The organism is Bradyrhizobium sp. USDA 4011 (genome assembly GCF_054063415.1).
The window spans coordinates 5,414,416-5,427,682 of sequence record NZ_JBSSGG010000001.1 but is presented as its reverse complement, the minus strand read 5'-3'; the positions used below and the strand labels follow the sequence as shown (position 1 = coordinate 5,427,682).

Genomic DNA, 13,267 nt, shown 5'->3' with positions numbered 1-13,267 from the left:
GCCGGGACATCCGCGCCAGACCGCCCCAAGGAGGCACCAATGGACCTTTATTTCTCGCCGCTCGCCTGCTCGATGGCGACCCGTGTCGCGCTCTATGAAGCCGGCCAGCCGGCGAACTATCTCGAGGTCGATCCGAAGACCAAGCAGGTGCGCAACGACGGCTCCGACTTCAACAAGGTCAACCCGCTCGGCCTGGTGCCGACGCTGCGCACCGACGACGGCGTGGTGCTGACAGAGAACGCGGCGATCCTGCAATATGTCGCCGACCAGTTCCCGCGTGCCGGCCTCGGCACCGCGTCGAACGCCGAGCGCTCAAAGCTGCATCAATGGCTGTGCTTCATCGGCACCGAGCTGCACAAGGGCCTGTTCCTGCCGCTGCTCGACAAGAAGGCGCCGCCGGACGCCAAGACCTACGCGCTGGAGAAATACGTCTCGCGGCTCGACTATGTCGAGGATCACCTCAAGGGCCGCGAATATTTGCTCGATCATTTCAGCGTCGCCGACGCCTATCTCGTCACGGTCATCAACTGGACCATGGCAACGCCGCCGATCGAGCTGGCGAAATGGCCGGCGCTGAAGGCCTATTACGAGCGCCTGCGAACCCGGCCGTCGGTCGCGAAAGCGGTCGCGGAAGAGTTCGAGCTCTACAAGGCCGAGATCGCGCGCCACAAGGCGGCGTAAGGCGGTTTCTTACCATGCGTCGTCCCGGCCTTCGCCCATAGGCGCTAAGATAGTTTGATCATTGCCTGATAGCGGCGCTTGCGTCTGGGGGGCTCGCGCAGATGTCGCCGGAGAGCACGGCTTGCTCTGCGCAGACAAGCGATCGTGGGTTGGGGAATGACGGCTTGGAGCAATGAGGCGATGAGCTGACGTAGCAGGCGCCATGCGGAAGGTCCGGTCAGGCGGCTTCGTCCAAGCGGGGAGAGTCCTCGAGTTCGTCGACCAGCGGCTCGAGCAGTAGAGTGATCAGCAGGTGAGCGAGGATATGGGGTTTAGCGGACCGCTGGTCAGTTCCGGGAGGTCCCTTCAAGCCAATCAAGCTCTTCAGCCGCTTGAAGCCGAGCTCAATCCGCCATCGCAACCGGTAGAGGGCAATGACGTCAGCAGCCGTGAAGTCCTCGCCCTTGAGCGAGGTCGCCAGGATTACCCAATCTGCGGCCTCAAGCGTTTGCCTGGAGAGTTGATGGCCTCCCTTCTGGGCTGTCCTGCGTGCCTTGCGTCGCGCCTCCGCGGCCGCATGCGCCGGCTTTTTGACCGCGACCAAGCGCACAGCAAGCGGTTGCGCACCGGACTTGCGCTCTATCCAGATCGGTCGATCGATCATGCCGCCTGCCAAGGCCTTGCGCAGCTCTGCGATGAGATCGACAAGGTTGCCGTTGCGATCCAGCCAACGCGCGCTCTTCCAGCCCGCGCGGATCACGAAGTCCGCGCCGGCATCGACCAGATGCGCCATGCGCTCTGGTTGCAGGTAGGCACGGTCGGCAAGACGGATCTCGCCGGCAGTCACGGGTATCCGATCCAGTGTCTCGCCTGCGCCCTCATCGGTCAGCTCGAAGTGCCCAAAGCGCTCTTGCGGAAGATCGAACGCACTGTGGATACGCCACACCGCGTTGTTTTGCCTGCCCTCGGTTCCGGCTTTGGGGACCGTCGTGGCGTCAACGATGCGGATCAGCCGACCGCGGCTTGCCTTCGGCGCACCACTCGCAAGTGCCTGACCTATCAGTTGCGCCAGCCAATCTCCGGACTGACGCAAGCGATACAACAGAGCCACGTTGGAGATGTCGACAAGGCCCACCGACGTCGCCCACGCCGCCGTCAGCCGCAGACCCCGCGTGCCCAGACAATACGCAAGGATCAGCCGCAGCAAATCAACCGCATTGGTGATCTCGCGCGGACGAACAAACGCCTTCGTCTCGCGCGCGCCAACCTCCAGAGCCTTAGCCCCACCAAGCCGAGCAACAACACGCGCCCAGTCTTCGTTCACAAGCGATTCGTGTCTCATCCCTTCTTGGAATCACATACAAATTCAACGCGCAAATCCTATTTTAGCGCCTATGGGCCTTCGCCGGGACGACAACTCAAGCGCGATGAGATTAGCTTGAGCTGGAACGGCGTCGAAAGTTCACCTCTCCCTTGGGAGAGGTCGATTTGCGCAGCAAATCGGGCGAGGGGTTACGGTCTATCGAGAGAGCAGGAGCTCTCACCCGGATTGGTTCGCAATCCGACCTCTCCCCGGCGGGGAGAGGTGAACCGAAAACGCGGCAGGCCGATTCAACCAAAACTCATCCCGCCTTAGAACGGACTATCCCCCAGGCCCGGAACGTCGGCCGGGCGCGGGCCCGGGGCGGGCCAGTGGAAGCGGCGGTCCTTCTCTGCGATCGCGATGTCGTTGATCGAGGCCTCGCGCCGGCGCATCAGGCCGTGCTCGTCGAACTCCCACTGCTCGTTGCCGTAGGAGCGAAACCAGTTTCCGCCGGCGTCGTGCCATTCGTACTGGAAGCGCACCGCGATGCGATTGCCGTCGAACGCCCAGAGATCCTTGATCAGGCGATACTCCCGCTCCTTTTCCCATTTGCGGGTCAGGAAGGCCACGATCGCCTCGCGGCCCTCAAACACCTCGGCACGATTGCGCCAGCGGCTGTCCTCGGTATAGGCGCCGGCAACCCGAACCGGGTCGCGCGAATTCCAGGCATCTTCCGCCATGCGCGCCTTCTGCGCGGCGGTCTCGCGGGTGAAAGGCGGCAGTGGCGGGCGTGACATCGGCGATCCCTCGCGGTTGTTTTGTCACGCGCAAATCTATCGTCGCCGGATGAAGAGTCGATGGGGCATTCCCTATCACCCGATAGCTAGGCCAGATCGGCCTTCATCAGTGCGCGGATGGACTTCGGAATCGGCTGTGCCCTGCCCTGACTGACGAAGGCGACGCGCACCTGCGCCTTCACAAGCACGTCATCGCCGCGCCTGACCTCCTGCGCGAGCATGATGGAGGCGCCCTTCACCGCGATCGGCCAGGTCACGACGTCGAGCATGTCGTCCATCCGCGCGGGCTTGAGGAAGTCCAGCGTCATCGAGCGCACGACAAAGGCGAAGCCGCCGGTCTCCTCCTGCGCCTCCTCGAACAGCGCGTTCTGTTCGGCGCCCATCAATCGGAGATGATTGGTGCGCCCGCGCTCCATGAAGCGCAGGTAATTGGCGTGGTAAACGATGCCGGAAAAATCGGTGTCTTCGTAATAGACACGGACCTGCATATGGTGTCGGCCATCGCGGATCGCGCCGTCGATATGGGGTAAGGTCAATTGCGGCCCCTCGATCGCTCTCGGAAAGACAATCGTTTTGCGCAAATTGCCCGATCACGCAAGCGCGATCAGGACACCACCGGCCCCTTTGCGCCGAGCGTGACCTGCACGATCTCGGGCGGCACGCCGAGGCGGAACGGCATGATGCTGCAGCCGAGGCCGCCGGAGACGACGACGTCGCATTTCAGCTTGAAATGGCCATAGGCGAGCCGCATGCCGTGCTTTACCGGCACCGCGGGCGACCAGCCGAGCAGCCGGATTTGGCCGCCATGGGTGTGACCGGACAGCTGCAGCGCGACGCGCGAGGGTACGCGGAGCGCGACGTCGGGCTCATGCGCGAGCAGGATCACCGGCGCATCGTCGGTGACTTTTGCAAGCGTCGCGTTGAGATCATCGACCCCGATGCGCCGGACCTCGCGATAGCGCCGCGCCGGCAGATAGGCGAGCTGATCGCCAAGACCGGCGAGCCAGAACGGACGGCCGTCCTTCACTAGCCGCACCGCGTCATTCTCGTAGACAGGGATGCCGGCGCGCTCCAGCGCACGGCGCGCAACCGGGGTGCCCTGCCCTAGGCGCTGCACAGCCTTGTCTTCCCAGTAATCGTGATTGCCGAGCACGGCATGCACGCCGAGCGGCGCCTTCAGGTCCTTGAGCACCGCGGCCCATTCGGAGGCCGGAATGAAGCGGGTGACGTGGCGCAGCCCCGCGACATAGTCGCCGAGCAGCACGATGATGTCCGGGTTAAGCGCGTTGGTCCGCTCGACGATCTCGGCGATGCGATCGAGCGACATCCATGGATCGCAGGCGTGAATGTCGGCGATCGCGGCGATCTTGAGCGGAAAGTCCGAAGGCCAATGCCTCGGCGACAGATCGTAGCGCGTCAGCGTGAGCCGGACCACCGGCTCGCTCAGGCCGTAGGCCCCCGTCGAGGCGGTGGCGGCGGTCATTCCGCCGAACCCGCGAAGAAAGTGACGACGTGAAATCATGGGCCTGTGATCGGTGATGCCTGGCACTTCCTGAAAACGCTCCAGGCGATCATAGGCCCTTGGATTGAAGCGAAATTGGGCCACGTTTATGCAGACAGCCTGCAGACGCTTCGCAATGGTTACTGCGAATGGTTACCTGCAGCGCGACGCGCCGCATCAACACGTCTTTTCACGTCTTCGAGAGCTTGGGCTCAGTCCTCGTCGCCATTGCCGCCGAACAGGCCGAACTGCGAGGGATCGCGGTTCGGCTCGGCAAGGCCGAGATGGCGGAAGGCATGCGAGGTCAGGAGCCGGCCGCGCGGGGTGCGCTGCAGATAGCCGCACTGGATCAGATAGGGCTCGATGATGTCCTCGATCGCATCGCGCGGCTCCGACAGCGCCGCCGCCATGGTCTCGACGCCGACCGGACCGCCGCCATAGTTCAAGGCGATGGTGGTGAGATAGCGCCGGTCCATCGCATCGAGCCCGGCGCTGTCGACCTCGAGCGCACTCAGCGCCCGGTCGGCGATGCCGCGGTCAATGGCTTCGGCATCCGCGGCGGAGGCAAAGTCGCGCACGCGGCGCAAGAGGCGGCCGGCGATGCGCGGCGTGCCGCGGGCGCGGCGCGCGATCTCGTTGGCGCCATCGGGGCTCATGCCGATGTTGAGCACGCGGGCACCACGGGTGACGATCTTCTCCAGCTCTTCCTCGGTATAGAAATTGAGCCGGATCGGAATGCCGAAGCGGTCGCGCAGCGGATTGGTGAGCAGGCCCGCGCGCGTCGTCGCACCGACCAGCGTGAATTTCGACAGCTCGATCTTCACCGAGCGCGCCGCGGGGCCTTCGCCGATGATCAGGTCGAGCTGGAAATCCTCCATCGCGGGATAGAGCACTTCCTCGACCGCCGGGCTCAGGCGATGGATCTCGTCGATGAACAGCACGTCGCGCTCTTCCAGATTGGTGAGCAGCGCCGCGAGGTCGCCGGCCTTCGCGATCACGGGACCGGAGGTGGCGCGGAAGCCGACACCGAGCTCGCGCGCGACGATCTGCGCCAGCGTGGTCTTGCCGAGGCCGGGGGGACCAACGAACAGCACGTGATCGAGCGCCTCGCCGCGCTTCTTCGCGGCCTCGATGAAGATCGACAGATTCTTGCGCGCCTGCGCCTGGCCGACGAACTCCGTCAGCGATTGCGGACGCAGCGCGGTATCGCCGACATCGTCGGAGCGGCGTTCGGGCGTGACCATGCGCGAGGGCGTATTCACTTCGACAATTCCTTCAGGCCCAGCCGGATCAGCTGCGCGGTCTCGGCCTTCTCGCCGGCGCTGCGGGAGGCGGCGGCGATGGCGGCGGCGGCCTGCGGCTGGCCGTAGCCGAGATTGACCAGCGCGGAGATCGCGTCGGTGACCGGGCGCGGCGCACGGTTGTTGTCGACCGCGCCGGACAGGTGCACCACCGCGGGATCGACATCGGCAAAGCCCGGCGCCTTGTCCTTCAATTCGCTGACGATGCGCTCGGCCACTTTGGGTCCGACCCCCGGCGTGCGCGCCACCGCCGCCTTGTCGCGCAGCGCGATGGCATTGGCGAGATCGGTCGGCGGCAACGTGCTGAGCACCGCGAGCGCGACCTTGGCGCCGACGCCCTGCACGGTCTGCAACAGGCGAAACCACTCGCGCTCGAGATCCGAGCGGAAGCCGAACAGCTTGATCTGGTCCTCGCGGACATAGGTCTCGATCGAAAGCACGGCCGCGCCGCCCGGCTGTGGCAGCGCCTGCAGCGTGCGGCTGGCGCAATGCACCTGATAGCCGACGCCGCCAACGTCGAGGATCACGTAATCCTCGCCGTAGGAATCGATCAGGCCCTTGAGCTTGCCGATCATCGTACGCCCCCGCGCTCGGTGCTCGTGTCCCGCACAATTGCTTTGGCCTCAGTGAGGGACGCATCGGCGGAAGGGTTCCCTCCCCCCTTGCGGGGGAGGGTTAGGGAGAGGGGTGCCGCTTGCTCGATTGCCAGACGCATAGTGCGAACAACGCTCGCACCGCGCTCAATTGTCTCGCGCGCTTTGGTGATGCCTCGGCGCGGCATCTCATGAGCCGTCACCCGGGGCTTACCCCTCTCCCCACCCCTCCCCCGCAAGGGGGGAGGGAGCCTAACGAGCGTGCTCCCCTCACTCGCGCCGATCATAGGCTCGCCACCCTGAGCCGCAGCGCTGTGCTCTGGCGGTGATGGGCGTGGGTGATCGCGACCGCGAGCGCGTCGGCGGCGTCGGCGGACGGCGGCTCGGCTTTCGGCAACAGGATCTTCAGCATCACCTGGATCTGGTTCTTCTCGGCATGTCCGGCGCCGACCACGGTCTTCTTGACCTGGTTCGGCGCGTATTCGGCGACCGAGATACCGAACATTGCGGGCGCCAGCATGGCGACGCCACGCGCCTGGCCGAGCTTCAGCGTGGCAACGCCGTCCTTGTTGACGAAGGTCTGCTCGACCGCGGCCTCCGCCGGCCTGTAGTCGCCGAGCACGGCGGCAAGCCCCTCATGGATCGCGAGCAGCCGGTTCGCCAGCGGCAGATCGTCCGGCGGCTCGACCGAACCGCAGCCGATATAGACCAGACGGTTGCCCTCGGTCTCGATCACGCCCCAGCCGGTGCGGCGGAGACCCGGATCGATACCGATGATGCGGACGGGAGAGCGAATCGGCTGCGATGTCATGGGGTAGTGATACCGCCTGCGCGGGGAGAACGAAACACAAACGGAGGTCCGTCCCCTGCTCCGCGCATCATCGCACCGTGCTCGCCATCCTGCCCTGCTCGTCATCCCCGCGAAGCGGGGATCCAGTACGCCGCGGCGTCTCGGATCAAACGCAGGTCTCTGGAATACTGGATCGCCCGGTCGAGCCGGGCGATGACAGCGAGTCAAGTGGATCAGCCGCCCATTTTCGCGAGCAGCGCGTCGGACACCTCGAAATTGGCGTACACGTTCTGCACGTCGTCGTGCTCGTTGAGCAGGTCCATCAGCTTCAGCAGCTTTTCGCCGGTCTCGTCGTCGACCGCGACCGTGTTCTGCGGCTTCCAGGTCAGCGCCGCCTTGCGCGGCTCGCCGAACTTCGCTTCCAGCGCCTTGGCCACTTCGCGGAAGGTCTCCTGCGAGGCGTAGACCTCGTGGCCGGATTCGCTGGAGACCACATCGTCGGCGCCGGCCTCGATCGCGGCATCCAGCATGGCGTCGTCGGAGGCGACCTTGGCGTCGTATTCGATGATGCCGGTGTGATCGAACATGAAGGCGACCGAGCCGGTCTCGCCGAGATTGCCGCCCGATTTGGTGAAGAAGGAGCGGATATCGGAGGCGGCGCGGTTGCGGTTGTCGGTCAGCGCCTCGACGATCACGGCGACGCCGCCGGGGCCATAGCCCTCGTAGCGGATCTCGTCATAGTGCTCGCCCTCACCGCCGATCGCCTTCTTGATGGCACGATCGATATTGTCCTTGGGCATGTTCTCGGCGCGGGCGGCGACCACGGCGGCGCGCAGCCGCGGGTTCATCGCAGGATCGGGGGTGCCGAGCTTGGCCGCCACGGTGATTTCGCGAGCCAATTTGCCGAAAAGCTTCGACTTCTGGGCATCCTGCCGGCCCTTGCGGTGCATGATGTTCTTGAATTGGGAATGGCCGGCCATGCGACGTCTCTTCGAGCGTAGGGTCTGAACAGGGGTGGAAAACGCGGCCTTATAGGCCCCTGGCGGTCAAAATCAAAGGTCGGCGGGGGCCCTCCGGCGGGGGAATACTACCGCATGCCGGAATATGAGGCACTTGTTAACCATGACTTCATGCCCGGATGCGAGGATCACCCCGTCCCGCCGCAGCTTTCCAAGAGCCCCCATCCCCATGGCGTTCGGTTTGTTTCGAAAGCAAGTGCCGGAGCCGGCGGCGCCGCAGGTTCCAACCGCGGCCGCCGCGGCTGACGTCTCGGCCGAGACTGATTCGGCCAAGGATTCGTCCGGGGAAATCCTGGAACTGCTGGAACTCGAGCTCGGCGCGATGATTCGCCAGCTTGAGCGCGCCGCAGGCTCGGTGGCCGACGGCGCCGAGGCGACGGCAGCCAAGCTCGCGACCATCCGCGCCCGCACCGACGCGCTGACCGGCCGCAGCAGCGATGCACAGAGCACCGCGACGACGTTCTCGGAGGCCGCCGACAGATTCACCCATTCCGCCGAAGGCATCGGCGCGCAAGTGCGCAGCGCCAGCCAGCTCGCCGACGACGCCGCGGCGGCTGCGCGCGAGGCCACCGCCAATGTCGATCGCCTGCGCGAATCCTCGGCGGCGATCGGCAATGTCGTCAATCTGATCGCGCAGATCGCGCGGCAGACCACGCTGCTGGCGCTCAACTCGACGATCGAGGCGGCGCGCGCCGGCGCCGCCGGCAAGGGCTTTGCGGTGGTCGCCACCGAGGTCAAGGCGCTGGCGGTGCAGACCCAGAGCGCAACCGAAGAGATCACGCGCAAGATCGAGGCGTTGCAGAAGGACGCCACCGGATCGGCGGACGCCGTCCACCGCATCTCGCAGGCGATCGAAAAGATCCGACCGGTGTTCGAGAACGTCAATGGCGCGGTCGCCGAGCAGAACCAGATCACCGGCGAGATGGGCCAGAACGCCGCCTCCGCCTCCCGCTTCATCGTCTCGGTCGGTACCAGCGCCGGCGAGATCGACTCGGCAACCCGCGAAGCGGCCGCCCACGGCGACAATGTCGCCAAGGCCGGCAAGGCGGTGACCGCCTTCGCCCAGAAGCTGAAGGCGCGCTGTGCCGTGCTGCTGCGCCAGGACGAGCGCGGCGATCCGCGCAAGAACCAGCGCCTGCCGTGCAGCCTCATGATCGAGATCACGACCGCGCGCGGCACGGTCACCGCGCCGGTCTACGAGATCGCGATGGACGGCATCCTGATCGGCGGGCCGGATGCCGAGAAGCTGCCGGCCCGTGAGACCCTGAGCGCCACCTTGCAGGATATCGGCGCCTGCCGGATCAGGATCGGCGACCGCTCCAAGGCAGGCAGCCAGGCGCGCTTCGAGGCGGCGACCGCCGCGCTGCGCGAGAAGATCGAAGACCGGATGTGGGCGATTCACGAGGAGAACGCCGAACTCGTCACCCGCGCGATGGAAGCGGGTCGAACGCTGAGCAAGCTCTTCGAGGACGGACTGGCCAGCGGCGCGATCACACTCGCCGAGATGTTCGACACCGACTATGTCGAGATATCAGGCACCAACCCGGTGCAGTATCGCACCAAAATGCTGGATTGGGCGGATCGCTCGCTGCCCGCTCTGCTCGAGGCGTTCCTCGCCAAGGACAAGCGCCTGGCGTTCTGCGCCACCGTCGACCGGAACGGCTATCTGCCGGTCCATAACAAGATCTATTCGCAGCCGCAGCGGCCGGGCGACGTGGCCTACAACACCGCCAATTGCCGCAATCGTCGTATCTTCAACGATCCCGCGGGTCTCGCCGCCGCGCAAAACCAGCGCGCTTATTTGGTTCAAAGCTATGCGCGCGACATGGGCAATGGCACCACCGTGATGATGCGCGAGATCGACGTGCCGATCCGCGTGCGCGGCCGGCACTGGGGCGCCTTCCGCACCGCCTACAAGCTTTGACCAAGTGCGAGTGCACGCTCAGGCAAGACCGGCGGAGCGAATCACGCTTTAGACTGGAATGGGGAATGCTGCAGCGGCGCCACGGGCTGCTGTAACGGAGGAAACGCGACATGTCGGCGGCGCAGCTTGCAGTGCTGGATACGGCATCGAACCGGACACTGGCCGAACGGCTCGTCGACCAGCTCGCCGACCGAATCGGCGGCCTCGGGGTGGAGCTTGCCGACATCGCCGGCAACGTCCAGGAGGTCGCGAGCCGCGTCACCAACCAGTCGGAGCGGTTCCATCATTTGCAGGAGACCGCCGAGATCATGGTCTCGGCCAATCACGACATCGCGGATGCGTCGCAGGCGGTGCAAACGACCGCAGCCGCCGCGGTCGGCCAGATCGCTGAATCGCGCAACGCGGTCGAGACGGCGGTCCGCCATATCGCAGAGCTCGTCGCAGCGGTCGGACGGATCGAGGCGCGGCTCGCGGCAGTCGGCTCCGCGCTGAGCCAGGTCGCCAAGGTCTCCGGTTCGATCGAGGCGATCGCCAAGCAGACCAATCTGCTGGCGCTCAACGCAACGATCGAGGCCGCGCGCGCCGGCAATGCCGGCCGCGGCTTTGCCGTGGTCGCAAGCGAGGTGAAGAACCTTGCCGAGGCGACACGCCAGGCGACGCATCAGATTTCCGACACCGTGCGCGACCTCGACGGCCAGATCGGCAGCCTGATCGGCGAGAGCAGCGACGCCTCGCTGCGCGCCAAAAGCGCAGGCGAAGGCGCCCGGCAGATCTCCGGCATCATCATGCGCGTGCAGGAAGGCTTCTCGTCGGTCGGCGCCGAGATCGACAGCGTGGCGCGCGCCGCGACCTCCAATCTCGGTCATTGCGACACCGTGATCGCCGAGCTGAACGAACTCGCCAAGGGCGTCGATCTCTCCTCGCGCGACCTCAAGCACGCCGACGGCCGCGTCGCAAAGCTGCTCGAGCTGTCCGAGAGCCTGATCGTGACCATCGCCGACAGCGGCGTCGAGACCAGCGATGCGCCGCTGATCCGCGTCGTGATCGACACCGCGAAACAGATCTCGGAGCTGTTCGAGCATGCGGTCGCGCGCGGCGAGATCACGCTCGCGCAATTGATGGACGAGAATTATCGCGAGATCGCGGGCACCAATCCGAAGCAATATCTGACCGACTATGTCAGCTTCACCGACCGCGTGCTGCCGGCGATCCAGGATCCGATCCAGAAGACCGATCCGTGCATCGTGTTCTGCGTCGCCTGGGCGCGCAGCGGCTATCTGCCGACCCACAATCCGAACTACCGGCTGCCGCAGGGACCGGACCCGGTCTGGAACAACGCCAATTGCCGCAACCGCCGGCTGTTCAACGACCGCGCGGTGAGCAAGGTCGCGGCCAACACCAAGCCGTTCCTGCTGCAGACCTATCGCCGCGACATGGGCGGCGGCAAATTCGTGCTGATGAAGGACCTGTCGTCGCCGATCTTCGTGAACGCCAGCCACTGGGGCGCGTTCCGGATGGGCTTCCGGCAGGGCTAGGCTCGTTGTTTGGACGCGTTTTCTTCACGCGCACCGGAATCCACTTCGCTCGAAACGCCCTGGCTATTCCGGCAATCCTGCGTCGCGCAATGCGGCGCCGATCTTGTCACGCAGCGCGGCATCCCGCACCGGAAACGCCTCGCTGATATGCGAGGTGCGGAAGCCCGGATGCACCCGCAACAAACGAGCGATCGCCTTTCTCGCCTCCCCCGCATCGCCCGCGCGGATCGCGTTGATGATGAAGGCGCCCAACGAATGGGCATTGGAGTTGAAGCGCAACGACCGTCTGGCAACCTTGCATCCCTCCTCTTAACGTTCGAGCCAGAAGTAGGCATGCGCCATGCCGATCCAGGCGCTGACGCGCAAGGGATCGAGCGGACTAAGCCGGATCATGTGGTCGAAACTCTCGATGGCGCGTTCGGTCTCGCCGCACATCAGCGAGACCCAGCCGCGCGAATACCAGGCGAATCCAAGATTGGGATTCAGTGTGATCGCCTCCTCGACCATCGACGAGCCGAGGTCGTAGTCATGCCCGAGATAGGTCAGCGCGTGGCCGGCCGTCGACTGCACGAACGCATCCTCCTCGCCGAGTCGCGACGCCAACCGTGCGTGCTTGACGGCCTCGAACCGCTCCGGGCCGTCGAGCGGCGAGCCGGTGGTGGCCTGCCGGGCCATCCAGGTCCACGCCAGCATCGCATGCGCCGCGGCGAACTGCGGATCGAGCTCGATCGCGTGCTTGAACAGCTTGTAGGCATCGGCGAGCGAGGCGCGCTGATGAATCAGCGCCATGCCGCGCAGGTAGAGGTCGTAGCTGTCCAGCTTGTCCGTCGGCTTCTGCCTGACACGCTCGAACTCGGCCTGTTCGAGCCTCGGCGCGATCAGGCCGACCACGTTTGAGGTGACCTTGTCCTGCAAGCCAAAGACATCCTCGAGGTCGCCGTCGAAACGGTCGGCCCAGATATGGTTGCCGGTCGCCGCCTCGATCAGCTGACCGGTGATGCGGACACGGCTGCCGGCCTTGCGGACGCTGCCTTCGAGCACATAGCGCACGCCGAGCTCCTGGCCGACCCGCTTGATATCGACGGATTTGCCCTTGTAGGCGAAGCTCGAATTGCGCGCGATGACGAACAGCGATTTGAACCGCGACAGCGCCGTGATGATCTCCTCGACCATGCCGTCGGCAAAATAATCCTGCTCGCGATCCCCGCTCATGTTGTCGAACGGCAGCACTGCAATCGACGGCCTGTCCGGCAGTGGAAGCGGCTGGACTGGCACCGTGGGCACTGCCGAGCGCTCCGGGGCAGATTCGCCGCCGACCCGAATCTGCCATACCCGCATCGGTTCGGCGATATTCTTCAGCGACTGTGAGCCCATGTCACCGAAATCGATATCGACCTTGCCTCGGATTTGCCGATGGGCATCGTCCGAAATGCAAATTCCGCCGGGGTCGGCCATTCCCTCGAGACGCGCCGCGATGTTGACGCCGTCGCCGAAGATATCGTCACTGTCGATGATGATGTCGCCGACGTGAATGCCGATGCGGAATTCGATTCTGCGATCGGGCGGCACCGCGACGTTTCGTTCGGTCATGACCCGCTGAATCTCAATGGCGCACCGCGCCGCGTCGACAGCGCTGGCGAACTCGACCAACATCCCGTCACCGGTGGTCTTGACGATGCGGCCTCGGCATGCCGCGATGGTCGGATCGACCAGCACCTGGCGGACACCCTTCAGGTCGCCAAGCGTCCGCTCCTCGTCGCGGCCCATCAGGCGGCTGTAACCGGCAACATCGGCCGCTACCAAGGCCACCAAACGACGTTCGACGCGCTCGGACACCGCAATCT

General features: G+C 65.3%; 13 protein-coding genes. 3 read left to right on the top strand and 10 right to left on the bottom strand.

Features of this window, described 5'->3' with window-relative positions; genetic code table 11:
• The first annotated feature begins 39 nt into the window (after window positions 1–39).
• On the top strand, window positions 40–681 hold the full coding sequence (locus ACVW1C_RS25425) for a glutathione binding-like protein (protein ID WP_456760740.1): 642 nt from the start codon (window positions 40–42) through the stop codon (window positions 679–681).
• Between the two features lie 217 nt (window positions 682–898).
• Here ACVW1C_RS25425 and ACVW1C_RS25420 read toward each other — a convergent pair whose 3' ends face one another.
• The 8 genes from ACVW1C_RS25420 to ACVW1C_RS25385 all read right to left on the bottom strand — a co-directional run bounded on the left by ACVW1C_RS25420 (window position 899) and on the right by ACVW1C_RS25385 (window position 7,925).
• On the bottom strand, window positions 899–1,984 hold the full coding sequence (locus ACVW1C_RS25420; protein WP_456756841.1) for an IS4 family transposase: 1,086 nt from the start codon (window positions 1,982–1,984) through the stop codon (window positions 899–901).
• A gap of 308 nt (window positions 1,985–2,292) precedes the next feature.
• Window positions 2,293–2,760, bottom strand: a complete 468-nt coding sequence (locus ACVW1C_RS25415) for a nuclear transport factor 2 family protein (protein ID WP_456760739.1) — start codon at window positions 2,758–2,760, stop codon at window positions 2,293–2,295.
• 86 nt (window positions 2,761–2,846) lie between these two features.
• A complete protein-coding gene (gene ybgC, locus ACVW1C_RS25410; RefSeq protein WP_021076499.1) occupies window positions 2,847–3,296 on the bottom strand; it encodes a tol-pal system-associated acyl-CoA thioesterase in 450 nt (149 codons plus the stop codon).
• 68 nt (window positions 3,297–3,364) lie between these two features.
• Entirely contained in the window at window positions 3,365–4,282 is a 918-nt protein-coding gene (locus ACVW1C_RS25405) for a metallophosphoesterase (RefSeq protein WP_456760738.1), read from the bottom strand.
• Window positions 4,283–4,473: 191 nt separating this feature from the next.
• Window positions 4,474–5,523, bottom strand: a complete 1,050-nt coding sequence (ruvB, locus tag ACVW1C_RS25400) for a Holliday junction branch migration DNA helicase RuvB (RefSeq protein WP_456760737.1) — start codon at window positions 5,521–5,523, stop codon at window positions 4,474–4,476.
• Window positions 5,520–6,137 carry a Holliday junction branch migration protein RuvA gene (ruvA, locus tag ACVW1C_RS25395; protein WP_456760736.1) on the bottom strand — a complete coding sequence of 206 codons (618 nt, stop codon included), beginning with the start codon at window positions 6,135–6,137 and terminating at the stop codon, window positions 5,520–5,522. Before ruvA ends, ruvB begins: the two co-directional genes overlap by 4 nt.
• Before the next feature lie 301 nt (window positions 6,138–6,438).
• Window positions 6,439–6,966, bottom strand: coding sequence for a crossover junction endodeoxyribonuclease RuvC (ruvC, locus tag ACVW1C_RS25390; RefSeq protein WP_456760735.1), 528 nt, complete (start codon window positions 6,964–6,966; stop codon window positions 6,439–6,441).
• 212 nt (window positions 6,967–7,178) lie between these two features.
• On the bottom strand, window positions 7,179–7,925 hold the full coding sequence (locus ACVW1C_RS25385) for a YebC/PmpR family DNA-binding transcriptional regulator (RefSeq protein ID WP_456760734.1): 747 nt from the start codon (window positions 7,923–7,925) through the stop codon (window positions 7,179–7,181).
• Between the two features lie 208 nt (window positions 7,926–8,133).
• Here ACVW1C_RS25385 and ACVW1C_RS25380 point away from each other — a divergent pair, with 208 nt between their 5' ends.
• Both ACVW1C_RS25380 and ACVW1C_RS25375 read left to right on the top strand, forming a co-directional pair.
• Entirely contained in the window at window positions 8,134–9,888 is a 1,755-nt protein-coding gene (locus ACVW1C_RS25380; RefSeq protein ID WP_456760733.1) for a methyl-accepting chemotaxis protein, read from the top strand.
• A 110-nt stretch (window positions 9,889–9,998) separates the two neighbouring features.
• Entirely contained in the window at window positions 9,999–11,423 is a 1,425-nt protein-coding gene (locus ACVW1C_RS25375; protein ID WP_456760732.1) for a methyl-accepting chemotaxis protein, read from the top strand.
• Between the two features lie 63 nt (window positions 11,424–11,486).
• On the opposite strand, the gene ACVW1C_RS25370 is transcribed toward ACVW1C_RS25375, so the two are convergent.
• Together ACVW1C_RS25370 and ACVW1C_RS25365 are read right to left on the bottom strand one after the other, a co-directional pair.
• The gene (locus ACVW1C_RS25370) at window positions 11,487–11,702 is read right to left on the bottom strand and encodes a hypothetical protein (protein ID WP_456760731.1); all 216 of its coding nucleotides are present in this window, start codon (window positions 11,700–11,702) and stop codon (window positions 11,487–11,489) included.
• A gap of 30 nt (window positions 11,703–11,732) precedes the next feature.
• On the bottom strand, window positions 11,733–13,259 hold the full coding sequence (locus ACVW1C_RS25365; protein WP_456760730.1) for an adenylate/guanylate cyclase domain-containing protein: 1,527 nt from the start codon (window positions 13,257–13,259) through the stop codon (window positions 11,733–11,735).
• Between the last annotated feature and the right edge of the window lie 8 nt (window positions 13,260–13,267).

Excerpts from the sequence above, each read along its gene's own strand:
- ruvC (WP_456760735.1), bottom strand. The coding sequence starts at position 6,966 with ATGACATCGCAGCCGATTCGCTCTCCCGTCCGCATCATCGGTATCGAT.
- ACVW1C_RS25415 (WP_456760739.1), bottom strand. The coding sequence starts at position 2,760 with ATGTCACGCCCGCCACTGCCGCCTTTCACCCGCGAGACCGCCGCGCAG.
- ACVW1C_RS25405 (WP_456760738.1), bottom strand. The coding sequence starts at position 4,282 with ATGATTTCACGTCGTCACTTTCTTCGCGGGTTCGGCGGAATGACCGCC.
- ruvA (WP_456760736.1), bottom strand. The coding sequence starts at position 6,137 with ATGATCGGCAAGCTCAAGGGCCTGATCGATTCCTACGGCGAGGATTAC.
- ACVW1C_RS25425 (WP_456760740.1), top strand. The coding sequence starts at position 40 with ATGGACCTTTATTTCTCGCCGCTCGCCTGCTCGATGGCGACCCGTGTC.
- ACVW1C_RS25385 (WP_456760734.1), bottom strand. The coding sequence starts at position 7,925 with ATGGCCGGCCATTCCCAATTCAAGAACATCATGCACCGCAAGGGCCGG.
- ACVW1C_RS25375 (WP_456760732.1), top strand. The coding sequence starts at position 9,999 with ATGTCGGCGGCGCAGCTTGCAGTGCTGGATACGGCATCGAACCGGACA.
- ACVW1C_RS25380 (WP_456760733.1), top strand. The coding sequence starts at position 8,134 with ATGGCGTTCGGTTTGTTTCGAAAGCAAGTGCCGGAGCCGGCGGCGCCG.